Genomic DNA, 21,901 nt, shown 5'->3' with positions numbered 1-21,901 from the left:
GTTAGCCGTGAAGGAACGTAGTACTGAACTGGTTCAGGGTTTTCGCCATACCGTTCCCTATATCAATGCGCATCGGGATAAGACATTTGTCATCATGCTTGGCGGTGAGGCCATTGAGCATGAAAATTTCTCCAGCATCGTCAACGATATTGGCCTGCTTCACAGCCTTGGCATTCGTTTAGTCGTCGTGTACGGCGCACGTCCGCAGATTGATGCCAGCCTCGCCGCAAACCAGCTGGAACCGGCTTACCACAAATATACCCGCGTGACCGACGCGCAGTCACTGGAGCTGGTAAAGCAGGCCGCAGGCCGTCTTCAGTTGGATATTACCGCCCGCCTTTCCATGAGCCTGAATAACACTCCGTTACAGGGCGCGCATATCAACGTGGTGAGCGGCAACTTTATCATTGCCCAGCCGCTCGGCGTAGATGACGGCGTCGATTACTGTCACAGCGGTCGCATTCGTCGTATCGATGAAGAGGCTATTCACCGCCAGCTCGACAACGATGCCATTGTGCTGCTGGGTCCGGTGGCCGTGTCAGTGACCGGTGAAAGTTTTAACCTGACTTCTGAAGAAGTGGCCACGCAGCTGGCAATTAAGCTTAAAGCAGAAAAAATGATTGGCTTCTGCTCGGAACAGGGCGTAATCGATCGTGAAGGCAACATTGTCTCGGAGTTATTTCCCAATGACGCTCAGGCACGCATTGATGAAATGGAACGCGATGGCGATTTTCTGTCTGGCACGGTGCGCTTTCTGCGTGGCGCCGTTAAAGCCTGTCGCAGCGGCGTCCGTCGCAGCCATCTGATCAGCTATCAGGAAGACGGCGCCCTGTTACAGGAACTCTTCTCGCGCGACGGCATTGGTACGCAGATTGTCATGGAGTCCGCCGAGCAGATTCGTCGGGCCACGATCAACGACATCGGTGGCATTCTGGAGCTGATTCGTCCGCTGGAACAGCAAGGGATTCTGGTACGCCGTTCACGCGAACAGCTGGAAATGGAGATCGACAAATTCACCATCATTCAGCGGGATAACCTGACCATCGCCTGCGCCGCGCTCTATCCGTTTATGGATGAAAAGATTGGCGAAATGGCGTGCGTTGCGGTCCATCCGGATTACCGCAGCTCCTCACGCGGAGAGCTGCTGCTGCAACGCGTTGCACTTCAGGCGAAGCAGATGGGGCTGGAAAAACTGTTTGTGTTAACCACACGCAGTATCCACTGGTTCCAGGAGCGCGGCTTCACGCCGGTGGATATCGAGTCGCTGCCGGAGAGTAAGAAAGAGATGTACAACTACCAGCGCCGTTCCAAGGTGCTGATGGCCGATTTAACCTGATGGCAGCCGGGCGGCCATCCCGCCGCCCGACCTGTTATCCCTGCGTTTCCGCCCCCAGCCTTTCCACCAGGCCACTTCGCCGCTGCGTCTGCAGCTGGACTGCCCGTTCAAATATCGCGCGATCGCTGTAAAGGGTCAGTTGTTTGCGTGCACGGGTAATGGCCGTGTAAACCAGCTCACGGGTCAGGACCGGCAAAAACTGCGTCGGCATGACCAGCGCGGTATGATCAAATTCTGAACCCTGCGACTTGTGCACCGTCATCACCCATGCCGTTTCATGAGACGGCAAACGGCTGGGCTGAATCGCTTTCACGCTGCCGTCTGGCAACGGAAAAAACACCCTGAGTTGCCCTTCAGCATCACGCAACGTAATCCCGATATCGCCGTTAAACAGCCCCAGGGCACTGTCGTTGCGGGTGATCATCACCGGACGTCCCGGATACCAGCGGCTGCCCAGTGCAGGACGCCGGATGCGCTGCAGCTGCATCAGACGCTGTTCGATGCGCTGATTTAATCCGTGCACACCGAATGGCCCTTCACGCAGGGCACACAGGAGCTGATAACGGCTAAATGCCGCAATGGCCTGTTCTGGCGCAGCCTGACGCTGAACGGCATCCAGATAGTCCTGATAGCCCTGCGCCACCTCGTTCAGCATGGTCTGATATGCCTCACCGTCATTCAGCGGCTGAAAAGACAGGTCAGCATGTCCGGCGGCGAACACCTTACTCATCTGGCGCGCATCGCCCTGGTTGACGGTGCGGGCAAGCTGGCCAATACCGGACTTTTCGTCAAAGCGGTAACTCTGGCGGAGCAGACAAATGCTGTCGCGAACGGCAGGCGCGGTATCGTCATCGCTGCCCGTAAGCGCACATTCGGTAAGCGTCACCAGTTGTGCGGCTCGCGCCGGACTGAAGCCGGTTTCGCTGCAACGACAAATGTCCCCCAACACCGCTCCGGCTTCAACCGAAGCCAGCTGATCGCGATCGCCCAGAAACACCACTCTGGCGTGAGGCGGCAAGGCGGAAATCAGTTTTGCCATCATCGTCAGATCAACCATCGACGCTTCATCAACCACCAGCACATCCAGGTGCAACGGGTTACCCGCATGGTAGCGCATGCGCTGCGAGTCAGGCTGTGCGCCAAGCAGGCGATGCAGCGTGGTCGCTTCAGCAGGAAAACGCGCACGCTCGTCATCGTCCACCGCCAGTCCCTGCAGAGCTTTTCCCAGGGATTCGGTCAGACGGGCTGCCGCTTTCCCTGTCGGTGCCGCCAGCTGTATGCGCAGAGGTTCGGGATTCAGGCGAATCAGCGCCGCCAGCAATTTCGCCACCGTCGTGGTTTTGCCGGTACCGGGTCCGCCTGAAATAACGGCGGTTTTACGGGTCAGTGCCACCGCAGCAGCAATTTTTTGCCAGTCGTCAGGCTGACGGCCAAATAACGTCTGCAGAACATCTCGTGCCTGTTGCGAATCAAACGTCCCGCTATCCGGCTGCAATGAGAAAAACCGGGCAACCTGGCCTTCACTTTGCCAGAGCCGGTGCAGGTATAAACGCTGGTGACTCAGCACCAGGGGCGTCACAACGCGGCCATCGCTCACCGCTGACCAACTGGCCAGCTGTGCATGCCGCTCTGCTTCATCGGGCGCGCCTGCGGCCTGCCACAATGCCTGCGCCAGTGCGTGCTGACGACCGGAGAACAGCCCAGCCTCATTCAGGTTAGCCAGCGGCAGGCAGACATGTCCTTCGCCCGCGTCGGCACTCACACAGGCCGCTGCCAGCAACCGAAAGGGTTGCGTCTCATCTGCAATCAGGCGGGCAAACTGAATATCCAGAGGACGCAGTAAACGCTTTTCGACTGCCTGAAGCAGCAAGGCGTTTATATCACTCATAAACTCTCCTCTGTATGACCAAACAATGCATCCAGTTCCTCAATAAAGGCGGGATCGGGACGAGTGGTAAAGATGCCGTTATCGGCAGAGGTGCCATCCACACCGCGCAGGAATACATAAAAGACGCCGCCAAAATGCTGTTGGTAATCATAGCCCGCCAGGCGGTGCTGCAGATACCGGTGCAGCGCCAGTGTGTACAGCTGATATTGCAGGTCATAGCGATGGTCGATCATGGCCTGCGCCATCGCCTCCTGCGTATACGCGGTATGGCTGTCACCCAGCCAGTTCGATTTGTAATCCAGCAGATAATATTTTCCCTGCCAGCGAAATACCAAATCAATAAACCCTTTTAACATGCCTCTCACCTGACGGAAATCCAGCGCGGCAGCGCGCTGCGACAGTGGATCGTACCGGCGCATCAGCGCATCCAGATCGGCAGCCGTCAGCAGGCGGTTGATCGGCAGGTAAAACTCCATCTCAATCAGCCGATCAGCGCTGCGGATGCTGTCCAGGGTTAAGCCGTCTTTATTGAGCGGCGTGGTCAGTACGCGGGCGATCCACTGCTGAATCACGGGCAGCCAGTTCAGGGAATAGCCCTGTTGCTGAAGCTGATCCTCCAGCCAGAATGCGTCCGGCGGCTCAGTGAAATCCATGGCCTCAAACAGCCCGTGCAGAAACGTGCCGGGAGCCGCACCGCGGGGGAAGTGGTGCGGCGTTAACAAGGGCTCTTCATCCTCAGCCGCTTCACCAGCAGCATCAATATCGAATTTCGGCAAAGCATCCAGCAGGGGGGAACTGCCGTGCTGTTGTAATCCGGAGTAACTGGTGACGCGCCAACTGTCCGCCAGCGCTCGGGTCATTTCCCGACTGCTCAGCGCGTTCTCGCGGTGTTCGCTGTCCTGCCACTTCGCGCCGGGCTGCAGCTCGCTCCGTATCACCTCAATCCCTTCGCCTGCGAGTGCCTCAAGATGGTGACTGAGCACGGCGGCATCGCCGCTCTCACCGCGCTGTACCAGGTAGCCCAGCGCGCTCTTATGCAGATCGCTGTCGCCCTCTTTTTTACGCGCGCCTTTGATTAGGGGCGCAATACCCACGCTGCAGTGGTAAACCGAGCGCGTCAGCGCGACATAGAGCAGCCGTAAATCCTCGGCCAGTCGCTCCTCTTCCGCCAGCGTCAGGCTCTGTGCATCGCCCTGTACGTCGAGCATGGCAGCAAAACTTTCACGGTCGTGATACAGGGCGCTGGCCGCTTCGCGAAATCCGGCCGCAAACGGCAGCCAGACCAGCGGATACTGCAGGCCTTTGGATTTGTGAATCGTGACGATCTGCACCAGATGGCGATCGCTTTCCAGACGCAGCTGCTGACTGGCGGCCTGGCTGTCAGGGCGGGCAATTTGCTGTGCCAGGAAACGCACCAGAGCATGCGTGCTGTCGAGCTGCGTTGCCGCTTCCTGCAGTAATTCGCCCAGATGCATCAGATCGGTTAAGCGCCGCTCGCCATTTTCGGAAGCCAGCATATTTTCCGCCAGTTGCCGTTTAATCATTACATCGCGCAACATGGGCAGTACGCCACGTTGCTGCCAGATCTGCTGCCAGCTGACAAACTGCTCTACCAGCGCATCCCACTCACGTTCGTTTTGCGCCAGCGCATCAAGTTGGGCGGCATCGATAGCAAAGATGGACGTGGCCAGCGCGCTACGCAGCAGTCGCTCCTGTTCAGGTGACTGCACCGCCTGCAACAGCCATAACAGCTCGCGCGCTTCAGGCGTGGTATAAACGCTGTCGCGGCTGGAAAGATAGACCGACGGAATGGCCAGCTTATTCAGCGCGTCACGAATCAGACTGGCTTCATTGCGGCTACGCACCAGTACGGTGATATCCGAGGCCTTAACCGGCTGCAGTGCATCGCCTTTCCCTAACCGCGCCTTGCCCTGCTGACCGGCCACCAGCCAGCGGCTGATATCGGCCGCACACTGCTGGGCCATAAATTGTTGGTAATCACTTACTCCAACACCTTCGCCCGGCTGGAGCCAGAAGCGCAAGGCTGGCTGGGGCTGATCATGGTAAACCAGCGTTAACGCCTGATTCGGGGCGGCCGGGCTGACCGGAAGAAACGGAATGGAAGAAAATAAAAAGGGTGCGTCAACCTGTGAAAACAGGCGGTTGACGCTGTTCACCATCGCGGGCGATGAGCGCCAGTTCGTCTCCAGCGTATAGTGAGCACTAACTTCACTACGGGCGCGTAAGTAGGTAAAAATATCTGCGCCGCGAAACGCATAGATCGCCTGCTTGGGATCGCCAATGAGCAGCAACGCCACATCCGGCTGTTGAATATACAGCGTACGGAAGATTCGGTACTGTTGCGGGTCGGTATCCTGAAACTCGTCAATCAGGGCCACCGGGAAACGGCCACGAATGGTTTCGGCCAGCAACGCCCCGCCCGGCTGCTGAAGCGCTTCATCCAGACGACTTAACAGATCGTCAAATCCCAGCAAGGCACGCTGCCGTTTTTCCCGCTGCACCGTTTCTTTCACCTCGCTCAGCGCCTGCCAGATGATGATATCGCGGAGCGTCAGCGGTTCGGCAAGAAAGCCATCGACGGCATCGAACAGCGCATGTTGCGGTGCCTCGCCCTTTTTGGTTTTTTCGTGCAGCACCTGCTGGCCAAAGCGTTCAAGCTCTTTAGGAAACTGGTAATCCAGCGTATCGCTCTGTGCCCACTGAGTCACTTTCGCCACCCAGTTAGGTAAGTGCTTACTGCTGTAGCTGCGTTTGTCGACGCCGGAAGCCGCGATCATCCCTTCAATATCGGCACAGACAGTCTGCCACTGCTGCTTGAGGGCCTGGATGCGTTGCAGGTTAGCGGTATGACGTGATGCCAGCGTTTCGTCTGCGCGAGGCGGACGCTTCAGCCTGGGGGATTCCCCCTGCAGCCAGGGCCGTAACGTCGTCAACAAACTGTCCGGGCCGCTCCACTCCGCCGCGATCACCCGGGCCACATCCAGTGACAGGGGATAACACTGGCGACGCCAGAAATCCGCCGCGGCCTGGCGGAGTAACGTTTGTTCGTTTTCGATGAGTTCCTGCTCGAACAACATGCCTGACTCAAAGGCATTCAGGTTGAGCATGCGCTGGCAAAAACCATGAATGGTAAAAATCGCCGCTTCATCCATTTGCCGCTCAGCCGCCAGCAGCAGCGAGGCCGCCTGGGGCAAATCCGCTATCTGCTCAATCAGCTGTTGGTGCATGGTGTTATGGCTTTTACCCCGCACGCAGGCGAGCCGAAGCTGATGAATATTGTCACGAATACGGCCGCGCAGCTCCGCCGTGGCGGCTTCTGTAAAAGTCACCACCAGGATCTCTTCGACTGACAGCGGCCTGCGCCAGGCGTTCTCGCCCCCCAGCCCTAATAACAAACGCAGGTAGAGCAGACCAATCGTAAAGGTCTTACCGGTGCCCGCTGAGGCTTCAATTAACCGCTCGCCGTTGAGGGGCAGCGTTAGGGGGTTTAACGGTTCAGGTCTGGACGCCGTCATGGTGTTTCACTCTTGACCGGCAGAGACTGCTGTAATTTGGCGATTTCTGGCCAGGTCCGCCAGCCCGGTAACGGTGCGAAGGCGATGTTATGCTCGCCGCTACCGGCGATTTGAGAGGTCATTGCCATGCCCTTTTTCTGCATGACGGCCTGGTGAAAGAAGTCCGCCAGTCCGGCAGGGGTAAGCTGTTGAACCTGCTCCATCAGCTTTTGTCGGGTATCAAAATCGTAATTCTGCCGATCAAAATCGCGGCTGTAACGGTCGGCCTCTTCATTCAGCGTTTGTGGACGCTGTTTCAAATCGTTGATCATGGCCTGCTGATACTGCACAAAATCGGCCTGACTCATCGAGCGCAGGCGGTGTTCCGCCTGGGGATAAAACGCCTGATAGCGCTGCATCAGATAAGCGGGTGGTTTACTGTTACTTTGCAGCAGAAAGCCAATCCCCCACTGACGCCCTACCGGCATCCTGAACGCAAACACGGCATAACCTAACTGCTCCTCGGTACGCAGTTGGTTATAGAACCACGGCTGGACAATCTGACTGAGCATCGCGCTGTTGGCCATACTCTGGTATTCGTCATAACCCAGGGGAATATAGAGCGCCGCCAGCGCAGAGTCCGTGCTGCTGCCGTGCTGCTCCAGATTCGCCTTAAGTGGCTTTTCGACACTGAGGTAATTGCTGTGCCAGTAGTGCGTACCGTCGCACTGCATCTGCTGTTTCAGCTCGCGTCCCAGTTGCGTCACACTGTCAGCACTCAGGTTACCGATCACCATCATTTCTGGCGTGGCATTTTTAATTAAGGCATCGCGATAGGCCACGACATCCTTCAGTGTAATCCCCTTGACCAGCTTACGGCGCGTGTCTCGCTGCGTGTAAGGCAGCTGGGATAAGAGCTGCATAGGCTGGATCGCCTGCTCGAAGGCTTTTCCTTTCTCTGCAGCATCCAGACGCTCCAGATACCAGGATTTGGCCTGTTGTAGCTGTGCCTCGCTGGGCTGAAAAGTGCTGTAGCGATTAACTAACTGCTTAAGCAGGTCAGGCAGGCGTTGTGTGAAGCCGCTGGCATTAAAGACCAGACCATCGTTTTCGCTGGTTGAAAAACTGATGCCGCCAATAGACGCCTGGGAACTCAGTTCATCCAGCGCCAGGCTTGCCAGATAATCATTCAGGCCGAACAGCACCTGCTGACGCGCATCACTGATCGCCTGCTGATTTCGCAGCGCGACGGTGATGCTGGCCTTTGGCTCGCTGGCATAGAACTGGCTTGGCATCCAGTAAATACGCATCCCGAAATCATTGTCGAGCTTAACCGGATGACGGTAGGTTTTGTCAGTCGACACCAGGGTAAACGCATCGGGAATGTAGGGATTTAAGCGCGGCATGGCGAGCTGAATCGCCTGGCCACGCTGTTGCCATTGCGTCAACGTCTGGGCCGTTATCTTATCAACCTGATAAGGCGCATTCACAAAATAGGCCAGCTTGTTATGCGGTTCCTGCGGGCTGATGTACCAGATTCGCGCCTGCGCTGGCGTCATGCTTTCCAGACGAGCATTGATAGCCGCGGGATCGTAGCGATCGGCCAGATAAGGGGCATCCAGCGTGTGCTCAACCGGAACACGCAGCATCGTATCCGCCAGCCACTCAATATAGTCCATGTCGCGGGTGATTGACGGATAACGGAAGTCCAGCGCCAGCACATGCGAAACTTCATCGAAATAGCGTTGGTCGATACCGTTTTTGCGCAGCATCGCGAGATAGCTAAAAACAGCCGCGACGACCTCATCACGTTGTGCCAGACCTTTGTCCGTTAATGACACGCTGATGGAGAACACGCCGCTGGTGCGCTCGGTCACCGGATCGGCCCCCGCGCTGACGCCGTCGGCCAGGCCCTGTTTTTGCAGCCAGTCGGCCAGCGTATTGGGGCTGCGGTTACCAATGACATAGCTGATAAGCGTGTCCGTTTTACTGCGAAAGCGGTCACTGTTATTCGGTATACGGAACTCGATTTTTAACTGCTTACGCGGCTGCGCCGGCACATAGTGAATAATGATGCCCTGCTGGGCTTCCGTGACGACCGGCTCGGTAATCGCGGGAACGCTGGCATTGTGGTTAGCCACGCGCCCAAACGTATTCACGGCGATGGTCGCCATCTCTGCCAGCGGTTTATTACTGTAGATCACCGCCTTCATCAGATTGGCTGAATAGTGCGTGTGGTAAAAGTCCAGCAGCGCCTGATGCAGATTACTGCCGGGCTTATCGCGCAGGGTATCCAGATTGCCGCCGTAAAAATGCGCGGCCGGGTGCGCCGGGTTAATCGTCTCAGCCCCGACCTGTCCCATGCGCAAACCGTCACGGGACCGTGCCATGGTCAACTCCGCATTGACCGCATGGCGTTCCCGATCGGCATTGACCGGATCCAGTAAGGGTTCGGCAATCGCGTCGGCCAGACGATCGACGGCAGGCTCAAGCGCATCGTTTTCGACTTCGAGGTAATAAGCCGTGCGACAGGAGGCGGTGCTGGCATTATGGCTGCCACCGTGTTTCTTGAGAAAATCGGCAAGGCTGTCAGGCTGTGGGTAACGCGTTGAGCCCATCAGCACCATATGTTCAAGGTAGTGCGCCAGGCCGGGCTGCTGCGCGGGATCATCCAGTGAGCCAATGGGCAATGTCAGCGCAGCAAGGGATTTCGGCGCCTGAGTATCTGAAACCAACAGCACCGTCATGCCATTATTCAGCGTGATGGCCTGATACTGACGCGGATCCTGTTCGCTTTTCCCGATGGGCGTGTTGACAGGCTGCCAGCCGGCGCCGGTTTCGGCTTGTACCGCCAGCGCCAGTAAGCCCAGCAGAATGGCGGCGATCAAGCGTGCATGTGTGCGCATGTAAAACCTCTTACGTTACCCAAAAGCCGCGTTGCGAGCGCATTAACGGCTGAAAGTACAACAAACTTTTTGATGTTTTCATTACCCGGCAGCGGTCGCTTACCGGTCGTCCTGATGCGCCTGGAGTACCGGTAAATACCAGCATTCAGCCGCGTCGGTTATCTGCTGTATCCGGGGTTCATCCAGTGCCCTGCATAACCGTTGCAGGTAGGGATCGCTTCCCTCACCTTCCTGTTGGTAACCGCCGACCCAGGCGGCAAGCAGAGCGTTACGGGCTTTGAGCTGTGTCGCCTCATCTGTCATAAACTGATGATTTTTCTTGTCAAAACACGCATTAAGCCAGGCACCACCGCTTTTGGTCAGCAACATCAGAGGCTCGCGCATGCCCTGCAGATAGCCTTGCATATAGCGCGCCAGCGCATCAGTCGCCTCGTCCGGCGGCACGGCAGGGAAGCACCAGTAGCTGTGCTGTCGACCAAACATCCGACTTTTACCGTCGCCACCCAGTGCACAATAAACTAAATGTTCCAGCCACAGTAATAAACCGTCATTGATATTCAGCACACCCGGTCGCCAACGCAGCAGGCCATCGCTCTGCACCTGGGTTAACCAGCCAGTTAATGTGACGCCCGCCAGTGCCAGATTGATCTCCCGACTTTCACCCTCACTGCGCTGAGTGATCACCTCTGCGGCCACCTCCTGCATCTCTTCGCGCTGAGCCTGCCAGAACAGCTCGCCAAACGCCCCATAAGGTAAATTGCCAGCGGCGCGGTGATGGGCATAAAGGCGATCGGTGTCCTCCCCTGTTACCAGCGCATTCAGTAGCTGCGCATTGATCTGATAGCGCTCCAGGCTGTCCAGAGCAAAGGGTTCACTGTCGGGCAGTTCATTTTCTTCAAGCCAGAAATTGACCCCCAGGCGCTGCTGAAACCAGGCCCGAACCGGATGACGCCAGAAGCGCAGAAACTGTTCGAAGGCTAATGTCTCTACAGGTGGTGTGCTCAGCGGCTGAACAAAATCAGGCTGGGGCTGACCGGTGCCCTGCGCGGCAGGCAGCCATTCACGAGCAAAGCTGTGTGCCGCTGACGCAGGCTGGAAGTTTTCCGGCGCAAACGGCATCCGGCTGTGTAAATGTTCCAGGTGTGCCCGTACCCGCTGTGCGCTGTCATCCAGTTCCCTGTCCTCGTCGCCAGGCAGGTAAAAACTTTGCCCGATATACTCCAGCAATTCGGTGACCAGCACCGAAGGGTAACGTTCGGTATTGTCCTGAATAGCGCGGCCAATATAGCTGATATAGAGCTGTTGCTGAGCGGAAATCAGGGCTTCCAGAAACAGATAGCGGTCGTCATCACGACGGCTACGGTCACCTTTGCGCGACTGCTGCTGCATCAGGTCAAACCCCAGCGGCGCTAAGGTGCGCGGATAAACGCCGTCGTTCATCCCCAGTAAGCACACCACGCTGAAGGGAATCGAGCGCATCGGCATCAGGGTACAAAAATTGATTTGCCCGGCCAGAAAGCGTTGACTGATCCGCTGCTGATCCAGCCGCCCACGCAGATCGTCGCGCAGGAGCACGACCGGAATCGCCTCATTGAAACGCGCGTCCATACCGTACTCAATCAGCGTCTTCCACTGCTCTTCCACCAGCAGCAATGCCGCTTCTGTTTCGGTATCCGGTGTAAAAAAGGCATTCAGCAGTTCGCGACACAGCGGCAGCCAGGCCTCCAGCGGGCGCGGCTCCGATAAGACCTGTCGCCAGTGATTAAGCCGGGACAGCAGTTCGGCCAGATGGCCCGCCAGTTCGGCGACCAGCCCACTTGATTCGTCATAAGGCAGAATACCTTGCCAGTCGCCATGCTGGCTTTCCATTGCATATCCCAGCAGCATACGTTGCAAACCAAAGCGCCAGGTATGCTGACCGGTGACCGGCAGAGCCAGCGCTTCCACACTGGCATCATCCAGCCCCCAGCGCACGCCTGATTCGCTGACCCAGCGGCGCAACAGACGCAGGCCGCTTTCGTCAATCGAGAAGTGATTCGCTAAGGCCGGGACATCCAGCAGCGCCAGCACATCTTCAGAGACAAACCGGCTGTCCGGCAGTGACAGTAATTGCAGAAACGCGACGATAGCAGGATGCGCCTGACTGGCACGACGGTCAGAAATGGCAAACGGCAGATAGCGTTCTGCCGGGGCGTTTGCAAACACGGCCTGAATAAAAGGCGCGTAAGCGTCAATATCGGCCACCATGACGATAATATCCCGCGCTTTCAGCTCAGGATCGGCTTCCATCAATGCCAGAAGATGATCCTGTAGCACTTCAACTTCGCGCTGCGCACTGTGGCAAACCTGGATGGCAACAGAGCGATCCTGCGGGTCCAGCCGCCGTTTCTGCCCACTGTAAGCCAGTTCATCCGCCGTCAGGCCAATGATTGCCCTGTCCTGCAGATTAAGAAGATCGTGCTGCATGCAGTGCAGCAGGTTGTCTTCTTCGACGTCAACAAACGCATCGATTTCGCTGTTCAGCTCCATCTGGCTGAGCAGGAAGAGGTTATCGCGGCCTAACTTGCCCCAGGAGGCCAGCAGCGGGTTAGTCAGATGTTGTTCCCCTTGCTCACTAAACAGGGCTGGCGCGCGCGCCACATCACTGAATAAACCGCGATATTCTTCCCGGTCATGACGCCGCCGCTGGCGGCTTTGTAGCTTCGCCAGAAACGCATAGTCCTGAATATCGCCCCAGTAATCACGGCAGGGATTGGTAAACAGCAGATAGATATCAACGTGCCGCCCCAGCGCCTGCAACGCCTGTAAATAGACCGGCGGCAGCGCTGAAATACCACAGATAAACACCCGCTGCGGCAGGTTATCAGGTCGGGTTTGTGCCTGCTCAAGCGTGGTAATAAAGCGCGCATAGAGGTTGGCACGATGCCATTTGGGCTGGCCCAGCGCGTCGGTATAGTCGACTAAATCACGCCACAACGCGGCCTGCCACACCTGCGCCTCTCCCAGGCCCTCGATCTGTTGACCGCGTTCCCAGCTGTTAAGCCAGTCCGCGCGGTAAACCAGATACTGGTCAAACAGGTCGGCAATGCGGGCGCTGAGCTGAAAAAGTTTGCGCCTGTCTCCGTCGTCACTCAGATAATGGCGCAGTGAGGCAAACTCGTCCTGCAGCAGCAACGTGGGTAAACGATGCATCAGTTTCCAGCTCATGCTGGCTTTGCTGAAGGCGCTCTCCGGCGGAATGTCTGGCAGGACGCGCACAAACATTTCCCAGATAAAGCTGGCCGGGAGCGGGAATTCGATATTTGCCGCAATGCCAAAGGTGCGCGCCAGTTCCATCTGCAACCACTGCGCCATCCCCGGGCTTTGCACCAGCACCATTTCTGACGCAAAGGGATCGTCAAGCGGATCCAGTTTAATCACTCTCGCTGCCAGACTTTTGAGCAGATCAAGCTGATTAGAGTGATAAACGTGAAACATGCAAACTCCTGTGGAAACACTAAACGGCATGGCGATGGCAGACGGTACTCACTCTACCGCGTATCGCATTTGAAGCCTACCGTGAAAACCCATTCTCATCCGCTCAGCAGTGTAATCGCGTCAGGCTGGCCTGACGTTGATGCGGACCGCTCACCGTAACCGTTTCCAGCGTGCAGCCGTCCGGTCCCGCTTTTTTATCTGACCGGGTTTGCCAGCCCACCACCTCGCGCCCCAACAACCGCTGTTCCGCCACACGCCAGGCTTCACGCTGCTGCCATTGCTGACTAAAGCCGAGCGTTAACACCCGGTGATACTGCAATAAGGCGCTGGTGCTGACGGCCATCAGTAACAGGGCAAACAAGGCTTCCGGCAGGCTGAATCCTGCCGCCTCACAGGCACTGCTCCGGCGCGGATTGCGGGCAATAATCAATCCAGCCCTGTGGCAAGGGACTGATTTTGCTGCCCTCCAGCCTGACCCAGTACCATAACGCCTTATCACCTTTTTGCGTTTCACCTTTAAGCAATCCCTTCTCATCGTCCACGCGATGCAGGCACGCCTGCCAGCCATACTGCGACTCGCGCTGGCAGGTGGCAGGTGGTTGCGTTGGCCACGTTAATGTCAGTCCCCATTGCAGTGCCGACTGGGCCTGCCAAAACCCCTGAATAGCGTGTTGCTCATCGGCGACGATAAACATTCCCTGCGCCAGCATCTCGCGGCTGGCCTGAAGCGTGATGCCGCCTGCCAGCAGGATGACGAGTACCATCCCCAGCGCACTGTTGCCCTCGACGTTCACAGATTCATTCCTTCGACCCGGCTTTCCAGCGTTTCGGTTCGGTTCCCGCTTCGCCCCTGCAGTACAACGGTGACCAGCCGGCCTTCACGGCGCACGTCGAATGCCTCAATCGAAAGGAAAGCCGGATCGGAAAGCCGTTCCCATCCACTGCCGTTGCAGTTATCCACACCACGCTGCATCTCCAGTTGGTGTTGTCGCAGCCGGTAACCGTAGTAATCGCTCTCACTGTGCGTAACCCCTTCCCACTGACCGTTGCTGTTCTCGTCAAACCGGATCAGCACACAGCCTTCGGCTGTCATCAGGCCACCCGTTCCGCACTCCCCGTGGCAATAACCCGCCCGCCGGATCGCTTTTTCCAGCGTGGACAGCATTTGCTGTAACTCCTGACGCAGTTGAACCTGTTGTTGCAGCCTGAGGTTTTCGGCCAACAGTCGCGGCATAAAGCGTCCTGCACTGACCATCAGCACCGCACTGATCGCCATGGCGATGAGCATTTCCAGCAGACTAAACCCGGCCCTTTTCATTCGCAGTCCGCATCGTCAATACGGCAAAGACGAATTCGCGCCCGTGCAGAAATAATCACCCGTATTTTTCCGGCGCGATTGCGCAGCTCAATGCTGCCCGCTTTGGCCACGTTGCGGCGTCCGTAAAAACCCGGCTCGCCACGCAGGGCGTGAAGGGTGATGTCCGCATACGGCGCGATAAAGTGCAGGCGGCTTGCCGTACTGCAGCCATTCTGTGGCGGTGCTGCCACGCCGATACACCAGGGCTGTGTGGGGCGGTGCCACAGCACCAGGTCCCGGTTTTGCGCATTGGCCTGAGCACGGACGCGTAACAGAAAGTGTTGCAGTTGCAGCGCCGTATCGCGAAGCTGTTGACGCTGCTGCCAGCGCTGCCAGCCTTGCGTGGCAAAGGCGCTGAGTATGCCAGCGATTACCATCACCAGCAGCAGCTCCGCCAGCGTAAACCCTTTTGACTGTGATCTTTTCATGGCGGCAGAGTGCCGCAGCAGCGAGCGCTTCAGCAAGCCCGAAAGCCACCTGTTGGAAGCAAAGCTACAGGATTTTTCCTCTGGATAAAGACATGATCAGTGCAAGTGTGCACCGCGCCGCAACATCGCTGTAAAAAAAACGCCCCGGCATGCTGTGGCAAGACCGGGGCGGATGCTGGCGGCGGGTGTTCAGACTGCAACCGGCGCTTTGATGGCGGGATGCGGATCGTAACCTTCAATCTCAAAATCATCGAAGCGATAGTCAAACAGCGAGGCAGGCTTGCGTTTAATCACCAGCTTCGGTAACGGACGCGGTTCGCGCGTCAGTTGCAGGCGCGCCTGCTCCAGGTGGTTGCTGTAAAGGTGCGTATCGCCGCCGGTCCAGACAAAGTCACCGACCTCCAGTTCGCACTGTTGCGCGACCATATGCACCAGCAGCGCATAGCTGGCGATGTTAAACGGCAGCCCCAGGAAAATGTCGCAGGAACGCTGGTAAAGCTGACAGGAGAGCCTGCCATCCGCGACGTAGAACTGGAAAAAGGCATGGCACGGAGCCAGCGCCATTTCATCCAGTTCGCCCACGTTCCACGCCGAGACAATGATGCGGCGGGAATCCGGATCGCGCTTGATCTGTTCAATCACTTTGGTGATCTGATCAATCTCTTCGCCACGGGCGGTGCCCCAGCTACGCCACTGTTTGCCGTATACCGGTCCCAGATTGCCCTGCTCATCTGCCCACTCATCCCAGATAGAGACATTGTTTTCTTTCAGGTAACCAATGTTGGTGTCCCCTTGCAGAAACCACAGCAGCTCATGAATGATGGAGCGAACATGGCACTTTTTAGTCGTGACCAGGGGAAAGCCATCCTGCAGATTAAAACGCATCTGGTGACCAAAAATTGAAAGCGTGCCTGTACCGGTACGGTCAGATTTTGGTGTGCCTTCGTTCAGCACGTAGCGCATTAAGTCCAGATACTGTTTCATTTTTCCTCGTGAAGTTGTTGCTGCGGACGTCGACGGTACGCCCAAATCATCATAATCACACCGGCGATGATCATCGGCAGAGACAGTATTTGTCCCATGCTCAGGCCGCCGGTGAGCAAACCCAGTTGCGCGTCGGGCTGACGGAAGAACTCAACAATAAAGCGGAAGCAACCGTAGCCGATCAGGAACAGGCCGGACACGCTGCCCATCGGGCGGGGTTTGCGAATAAACAGGTTCAGGATAATGAACAACACAATGCCTTCAAGGAACAGTTCATAGAGCTGTGAAGGATGGCGCGGCAGGACGCCATAGGTGTTCAGCAATGCCTGATATTGTGGGTTGTTAGCCGCCAGCGCGATATCTTCGCTGCGCGAGCCGGGGAACAGCATGGCGAAACGGAAATTGGGATCGACGCGGCCCCACAGTTCACCATTGATAAAGTTGCCCAGACGACCGGCGCCGAGGCCGAACGGAATCAGAGGGGCAATAAAATCAGCAACCTGGAAGAAATGACGTTTGGTACGGCGCGCAAAAATCAGCATCACCAGGATGACGCCAATCAGACCGCCGTGGAACGACATGCCGCCATCCCAGACTTTGAACAGGTAAAGCGGATTTTCCAGGAACAGCGGCAGGTTATAAAACAGCACGTAACCGATGCGTCCGCCCAGGAAAACCCCCAGGAAGCCGGCATACAACAGGTTTTCGACTTCCTCTTTTTTCCAGCCGCTGCCGGGTTTGTTCGCGCGGCGCACCGCCAGCCACATGGCGAACACAAATCCCACCAGATACATCAACCCGTACCAGTGAAGCGAAAGCGGTCCGATTGAGAAAATCACCGGATCAAACTGTGGAAATGCGATGTAGCCGTTATTCATCATTCACCGTTTTTTTTCTGCCCTGAAAGGGGACGTGATGCACATAAATTAAGGCTGTGCATCATAGCACAGCCAGTTTTTTGCGTAGTCGCAGAAATGTAACCTGGGTTAACGCCCGCCGCGGATCAGACCGCCCAGACCACGCTGTTCCATAAACGCCGACATCATCTGGCGTACCTCCGTCGCTGACGAGGCTTTAAGCGCCTGGGTGCTGAGCTTCTGCGTTTCTTCGTAATCCAGATGACGCAGCAGGTATTTAACACGCGAGACGTTTTTCCCGTTCATACTGAGGTGGTGATATCCCATTCCCACCAACAGCGCCACGCAGGTCGGATCGCCCGCCATTTCACCACACAAACACAATTCCAGATTCGCCAAATGGGCTTCAACAGAAATGGCCTGCAGTGCACGCAACATGGCCGGATGGAGGGAATCGTACAGATTCGCCACGCGCGTATTGTTACGATCAACCGCCAGCAAATACTGGGTCAGATCGTTGGTGCCTACCGAGATAAAATCAACACGCGAGGCCAGATGCGGGATCATAAACAGCATCGAGGGCACTTCAATCATGATGCCGATGCGCGGCTTAGGAATCGCATAGCCGAGCATCTCTTCCACTTCTGCCCCGGCACGCTGAATCAGCCGTTTGGCCTCGTCGATCTCATCAATGTGGCTGATCATCGGCAGTAAGATGCTCAGGTTGCCGGAGGCGGCATTCGCACGCAGCATCGCGCGCACCTGCACCAGGAAAATTTCCGGTTGATCGAGCGTCAATCGAATCCCGCGCCAGCCCAGACACGGGTTCTCCTCGCTAATCGGCATGTAAGGCAGTTGTTTATCGGCCCCGATATCCAGCGTACGCAGCGTAACGGGCTTGTCGTGAAAGAGCTGTAACATGCCCTGATACTGTGCCACCTGCTCTTCTTCTGACGGGAATCCACTTTGCAGCATAAACGGGATTTCCGTACGGTAAAGACCGATGCCGTCAACCCAACTGCCCTGCGTTTGCTCATGCTCCGGGCTCAGTCCCGCATTAAGCATCACCTGTATGCGCTGACCGCTTCTCAGTTCTGCCGGTCTGTCTACACCGCCTTCAGCCATCTTGCTGAGGGCATTTTCTTCATTGATTAACCGCTGGTACTCCTGCACGATCACCGGTTCAGGGTCGATCAGCAGTTCACCACGATAGCCATCGACAATCAGCAGGCGCTTATTGAGCTGGCCGGGCTGAATGTCTGCGCCCATCACCGTGGGGATCCCCATGGCGCGGGTCAGGATCGCGGCGTGCGAATTCGCGGCGCCGTCACGCACCACAATACCGGCCAGGCGATCATGCGGGATCTCGGCGAGCGTTGTCGCTGTCAGCTCATCGGCTACCAATACAAAGCGTTCGGGCCAGGCATTGACGCCCACCAGGGAATCATCAAGGTGGAACAGCAACCGCTGTCCAAGCACTCGCAGATCGCCCGCGCGCTCTTTCAGATAGCTATCCGTCAGGCTGGCAAACTGCGCGGCAAACTTTTCAATCACGGTTTTGACTGCCCACTCGGCCACGGATCCGCGTTCGATCTCATCGAAGAGATCTTTTTTCAGGCGGGCATCCGTTAACAGGTGCGAGTAGAGATCGAAGATTGCCGCGCTTTCTTTCTGCGCGCTGGCAGAAAAGCGTTTACTGAAGCGACGAAACTCACTGGCGGCTTCACTCATCGCCAGTGACAAGCGCTCACGTTCGCGCAGTGGATCCAGCGTGGAGGCCGCGGAGACCTGATCGAGCAGGGGTTGAGTTTCATCCACCCAGCCCGGCGCAACCGCCACACCCGGCGCGGCCGCGATGGCGCGAACACGGGCCTGCCGATACTGGCCAAAAAGCTGGCTCAGCTGCGATTGTGACAGCAGGGCCGCTAGCTGGGTGGCGAGCGTAACCAGAAAAGACTCTTCGCTTTCGTCGAACTGGCGATGCTCGCGCTGCTGCACCACCAGCACACCCAGAAGCTGGCGGCGGCTGATGATGGGCACACCAAGGAAAGAGCGATAGCGTTCTTCCTTAACGGAGGGGATGTATTTAAAGCTCGGATGGCTCTGCGCATCAGCCAGGTTGATAGGCTCGGCCAGGCGACCGACCAGGCCCACAATCCCTTCATCAAACGCCAGTTTCACCGTCAGGCCACGTGGTTTTTTCAGACCGCGCGTCGCCATCAGGTAATAACAGCGATGATCGTGATCGGCCAGATAAACGGAACAGACTTCCGTTTCCATCGCCAGACAGATCTCATTAACCAGGATGTCGAGTGCTTCGTTCAGACGGGGCGCACTCGCCACCTTTTCAACAATTTCTCGCAACTGAGTGAGCATAAAGGGCGTGGCCTATCCTCTTTTACGTCGATGGGCAGGATGATTTCGCTGCACCGCACTCTCCTGCATGGACATGACAACGCCTGCAAACTCCTTCATCACCCGACGGTACACATCGCGTTTAAAAGAGACAACCTGACGTACCGGATACCAAAAGCTCACCCAGCGCCAGCCGTCGAATTCCGGCGTGCTACTGTGTTGCACATTAATATCTGCATCACTGCACATCAACTGCAGAAGAAACCACTTTTGTTTCTGACCAATACAAACCGGTTTTGTGTCCCAACGCACCAAACGTTTTGGCAATTTGTAGCGCAACCAGTTACGGGTAGATGCAAGTATTCGGACATCCTTTCTGTGTAACCCTACTTCTTCGAACAATTCGCGATACATCGCCTGTTCTGCGGTTTCACCGGGATTGATGCCTCCCTGAGGAAATTGCCAGGAGTGCTGTCCAAAGCGCCTGGCCCATAACACTTGTCCCTGCCTGTTACAAATTACGATACCAACATTCGGGCGGTAGCCATCATCATCGATCACTGGACTACCTCAAAAGCTAAATTTGAATGGTCTGATTGTTTCACACTCCTTACAGGCGGTAAACCACTGGATTCACGGGCAATGGGGACCGTAATCTCGGGATAACTCACAGAAGAATGCAAAGTTATAAACAAAGTACCGAGAAAACATCGATCTTATTCACGTTTTCTGTGGATAGCTTTGTGTAGAACACGGGAGTTAACTGAATAACCCGTTGGGAGGAATCTGAATACGCTTTACTGTGATTCTGAAATAGCCATTGAAATATAAGACTATTTCTCTGATGAGGTTTGAATAAATTCGTCTGAGTGACATTGTATAATGTCCTGCCGCTGACAATTGGCTAAAGATCCACCACCCGGCTTTTTATCCACAGAGATCGGTTCAAGCTTGCAGCAAACCGGCTAATTTTTGCTAAAAAACAGCAAAGTCAAGGCTGTAAATCGAACCAGTAACCCGTCTGATGCCAGGTTATCCCATCTTTCTGTGGATAACTGGTCATAAGATCCTGTTCATTGTTGATAGCAAGTTGGGATAACCTGACCCGTCGTTAACAGCATGAGGCGGTGCATTCTTAAAAAAGCACTATGTTTCATGTTATTATGCGCGCCCTACCCTGCTCATTCCTGTGGAAAACCTGACAGGCCGCAGGGCGCTTATTTTTTAACCATGCCGGGTTACGCATATGATCACTCTTCCAGAGCCACCTGAAAACGAATCGGTACTGTTCGCGCGGGCGCAGGCACTGGCAGGTTTACCTTTACACTGTCTGGCAGAACAGGCCGGCATTCCAACGCCAGCCAATCTGAAGCGCGATAAAGGCTGGGTGGGCATGCTGCTGGAATGGCATTTGGGGGCCAGCGCAGGCAGTAAAGCCGAGCAGGATTTTGCGCATCTGGGCATTGAGTTGAAAACTATCCCTGTCGATCGTGAAGGCAAACCGCTGGAAACCACATTTGTCTGCGTTGCACCGCTGACCGGTAACAGCGGCGTGACGTGGGAAAACAGTCATGTTCGCCATAAGCTGGCTCGCGTACTGTGGATGCCGGTTGAGGGTGAGCGTGATATTCCCCCTGGCGAGCGCCGGGTAGGCGCGCCCTTGCTGTGGAGCCCGACGGCACAAGAAGAAGACATGCTGCGTCAGGACTGGGAAGAACTTATGGATATGATTGTGCTGGGTCAGGTGGAACGTATTACTGCCCGTCATGGTGCCTGGCTGCAAATTCGCCCCAAAGCGGCTAACAGCCGGGCCCTGACCGAAGGGATCGGCGAACAGGGACAGCCCATTATGACGTTACCGCGCGGGTTTTATCTCAAGAAAAGTTTTACCGCCCCGCTGCTTGCCCGCCATTTTCTTCTCTGAATCCCCTTTCCCCAGGCCATGCACTATTTAAATGTGAGTTCGACAGATTAGGTGCGTATAATCTTCGTTTACTTTTCGTTTAGGATACGAGTGCAGGTATGTTCGAGTGGATTTCCGATCCTAACGCCTGGCTGGCGTTGGGCACCCTGACCATTCTGGAAGTGGTTCTGGGCATTGATAACATTATCTTTTTGTCATTAGTGGTGGCAAAACTGCCTAAACATCAGCAGGCCCGCGCACGGCGCATTGGTCTGATGGGCGCGATGCTGATGCGGCTGGGACTGCTGGCCTCGATTGCCTGGGTAGCAAAACTGACCAATCCCCTGTTTACCCTGATGGATCATCCGTTCTCCGCGCGCGATCTTATTCTGCTGTTTGGTGGCTTATTTCTGCTCTGGAAATCCAGCATGGAAATCCATGAAACTATCGAAGGTGAGGAAACCGAACACAAATCCAATGTGCATTCGTTCCTGGGAGCGATAGTGCAGATTATGTTGCTCGACATTATTTTCAGCCTCGACTCGGTTATTACAGCCGTCGGCCTTTCAGACCATCTGTTTATTATGATGGCCGCCGTGGTGATTGCCGTCTTAATGATGATGTTTGCGGCACGCAGTATTGGCGAATTTGTTGACCGTCATCCGTCGGTCAAAATGCTGGCGCTTTCTTTCCTGATTTTGGTGGGTTTCACCCTCATTCTGGAGAGTTTCGGCGTGCATGTACCAAAAGGTTACATTTATTTTGCCATGTTCTTCTCGATGGCCGTTGAGTGCCTTAACCTGATGCGCAGTAAGAAAAAAGTCAGCTAGCGTTGTCAAGGGCGGCGGCCTGCCGCCCACCTATTTTCAGATTGATACGATTAACCCAATCGGTA

Annotated in this window: 15 protein-coding genes; 3 read left to right on the top strand and 12 right to left on the bottom strand. The window is 56.1% G+C overall.

Going from position 1 to position 21,901, the window contains the following annotated elements; translation table 11 throughout:
- Positions 1–7: 7 nt before the first annotated feature.
- Positions 8–1,336: an amino-acid N-acetyltransferase gene (gene argA, locus C1N59_RS04405; RefSeq protein ID WP_033739589.1), complete on the top strand. Its 1,329-nt coding sequence runs from the start codon at positions 8–10 to the stop codon at positions 1,334–1,336.
- A 34-nt stretch (positions 1,337–1,370) separates the two neighbouring features.
- On the opposite strand, the gene recD is transcribed toward argA, so the two are convergent.
- The 12 genes from recD to rppH form a co-directional block, all read right to left on the bottom strand.
- Positions 1,371–3,224 carry an exodeoxyribonuclease V subunit alpha gene (recD, locus tag C1N59_RS04400; RefSeq protein WP_054633220.1) on the bottom strand — a complete coding sequence of 618 codons (1,854 nt, stop codon included), beginning with the start codon at positions 3,222–3,224 and terminating at the stop codon, positions 1,371–1,373.
- The gene (gene recB, locus C1N59_RS04395) at positions 3,221–6,760 is read right to left on the bottom strand and encodes an exodeoxyribonuclease V subunit beta (RefSeq protein WP_205950720.1); all 3,540 of its coding nucleotides are present in this window, start codon (positions 6,758–6,760) and stop codon (positions 3,221–3,223) included. Before recB ends, recD begins: the two co-directional genes overlap by 4 nt.
- Entirely contained in the window at positions 6,757–9,645 is a 2,889-nt protein-coding gene (gene ptrA, locus C1N59_RS04390; protein WP_033739595.1) for a pitrilysin, read from the bottom strand. The genes recB and ptrA overlap by 4 nt, the downstream gene beginning before the upstream one ends.
- 99 nt (positions 9,646–9,744) lie before the next feature.
- Entirely contained in the window at positions 9,745–13,122 is a 3,378-nt protein-coding gene (recC, locus tag C1N59_RS04385) for an exodeoxyribonuclease V subunit gamma (protein ID WP_054687109.1), read from the bottom strand.
- A 103-nt stretch (positions 13,123–13,225) separates the two neighbouring features.
- Positions 13,226–13,552, bottom strand: coding sequence for a prepilin-type N-terminal cleavage/methylation domain-containing protein (locus tag C1N59_RS04380; RefSeq protein WP_205955632.1), 327 nt, complete (start codon positions 13,550–13,552; stop codon positions 13,226–13,228).
- Entirely contained in the window at positions 13,512–13,916 is a 405-nt protein-coding gene (locus C1N59_RS04375; protein WP_394550360.1) for a DUF2509 family protein, read from the bottom strand. The genes C1N59_RS04380 and C1N59_RS04375 overlap by 41 nt, the downstream gene beginning before the upstream one ends.
- Positions 13,913–14,440 carry a prepilin peptidase-dependent protein gene (locus C1N59_RS04370; RefSeq protein WP_081011334.1) on the bottom strand — a complete coding sequence of 176 codons (528 nt, stop codon included), beginning with the start codon at positions 14,438–14,440 and terminating at the stop codon, positions 13,913–13,915. The genes C1N59_RS04375 and C1N59_RS04370 overlap by 4 nt, the downstream gene beginning before the upstream one ends.
- Positions 14,437–14,907 (bottom strand): prepilin peptidase-dependent protein, encoded by a 471-nt coding sequence (locus C1N59_RS04365; RefSeq protein ID WP_033739681.1) that lies wholly within the window; start codon positions 14,905–14,907, stop codon positions 14,437–14,439. Before C1N59_RS04365 ends, C1N59_RS04370 begins: the two co-directional genes overlap by 4 nt.
- 189 nt (positions 14,908–15,096) lie before the next feature.
- Positions 15,097–15,891 carry a thymidylate synthase gene (gene thyA / locus C1N59_RS04360; RefSeq protein WP_054633214.1) on the bottom strand — a complete coding sequence of 265 codons (795 nt, stop codon included), beginning with the start codon at positions 15,889–15,891 and terminating at the stop codon, positions 15,097–15,099.
- The gene (lgt, locus tag C1N59_RS04355) at positions 15,888–16,769 is read right to left on the bottom strand and encodes a prolipoprotein diacylglyceryl transferase (protein WP_033739682.1); all 882 of its coding nucleotides are present in this window, start codon (positions 16,767–16,769) and stop codon (positions 15,888–15,890) included. Before lgt ends, thyA begins: the two co-directional genes overlap by 4 nt.
- A gap of 108 nt (positions 16,770–16,877) precedes the next feature.
- Positions 16,878–19,124 (bottom strand): phosphoenolpyruvate--protein phosphotransferase, encoded by a 2,247-nt coding sequence (ptsP, locus tag C1N59_RS04350; RefSeq protein WP_006120799.1) that lies wholly within the window; start codon positions 19,122–19,124, stop codon positions 16,878–16,880.
- A gap of 12 nt (positions 19,125–19,136) precedes the next feature.
- Positions 19,137–19,664 carry an RNA pyrophosphohydrolase gene (gene rppH / locus C1N59_RS04345; protein WP_006120800.1) on the bottom strand — a complete coding sequence of 176 codons (528 nt, stop codon included), beginning with the start codon at positions 19,662–19,664 and terminating at the stop codon, positions 19,137–19,139.
- Positions 19,665–20,349: 685 nt separating this feature from the next.
- Here rppH and mutH point away from each other — a divergent pair.
- Both mutH and C1N59_RS04335 read left to right on the top strand, forming a co-directional pair.
- Positions 20,350–21,027, top strand: a complete 678-nt coding sequence (gene mutH / locus C1N59_RS04340; RefSeq protein ID WP_006120801.1) for a DNA mismatch repair endonuclease MutH — start codon at positions 20,350–20,352, stop codon at positions 21,025–21,027.
- 98 nt (positions 21,028–21,125) lie between these two features.
- Complete coding sequence (locus C1N59_RS04335) at positions 21,126–21,836, top strand: TerC family protein (protein ID WP_006120802.1); 711 nt, start codon at positions 21,126–21,128, stop codon at positions 21,834–21,836.
- Positions 21,837–21,901: the final 65 nt, after the last annotated feature.

It is taken from the genome of Pantoea sp. SGAir0183 (assembly GCF_043545505.1).
This window is presented reverse-complemented; position numbering and strand designations above follow the sequence as displayed.

What these genes read in the sequence shown, in the direction of transcription:
- recD (WP_054633220.1), bottom strand. Translation starts at nt 3,224, where the DNA reads ATGAGTGATATAAACGCCTTGCTGCTTCAGGCAGTCGAAAAGCGTTTA.
- recB (WP_205950720.1), bottom strand. Translation starts at nt 6,760, where the DNA reads ATGACGGCGTCCAGACCTGAACCGTTAAACCCCCTAACGCTGCCCCTC.
- ptrA (WP_033739595.1), bottom strand. Translation starts at nt 9,645, where the DNA reads ATGCGCACACATGCACGCTTGATCGCCGCCATTCTGCTGGGCTTACTG.
- recC (WP_054687109.1), bottom strand. Translation starts at nt 13,122, where the DNA reads ATGTTTCACGTTTATCACTCTAATCAGCTTGATCTGCTCAAAAGTCTG.
- C1N59_RS04370 (WP_081011334.1), bottom strand. Translation starts at nt 14,440, where the DNA reads ATGAAAAGGGCCGGGTTTAGTCTGCTGGAAATGCTCATCGCCATGGCG.
- C1N59_RS04365 (WP_033739681.1), bottom strand. Translation starts at nt 14,907, where the DNA reads ATGAAAAGATCACAGTCAAAAGGGTTTACGCTGGCGGAGCTGCTGCTG.
- thyA (WP_054633214.1), bottom strand. Translation starts at nt 15,891, where the DNA reads ATGAAACAGTATCTGGACTTAATGCGCTACGTGCTGAACGAAGGCACA.
- lgt (WP_033739682.1), bottom strand. Translation starts at nt 16,769, where the DNA reads ATGAATAACGGCTACATCGCATTTCCACAGTTTGATCCGGTGATTTTC.
- ptsP (WP_006120799.1), bottom strand. Translation starts at nt 19,124, where the DNA reads ATGCTCACTCAGTTGCGAGAAATTGTTGAAAAGGTGGCGAGTGCGCCC.
- mutH (WP_006120801.1), top strand. Translation starts at nt 20,350, where the DNA reads ATGATCACTCTTCCAGAGCCACCTGAAAACGAATCGGTACTGTTCGCG.
- C1N59_RS04335 (WP_006120802.1), top strand. Translation starts at nt 21,126, where the DNA reads ATGTTCGAGTGGATTTCCGATCCTAACGCCTGGCTGGCGTTGGGCACC.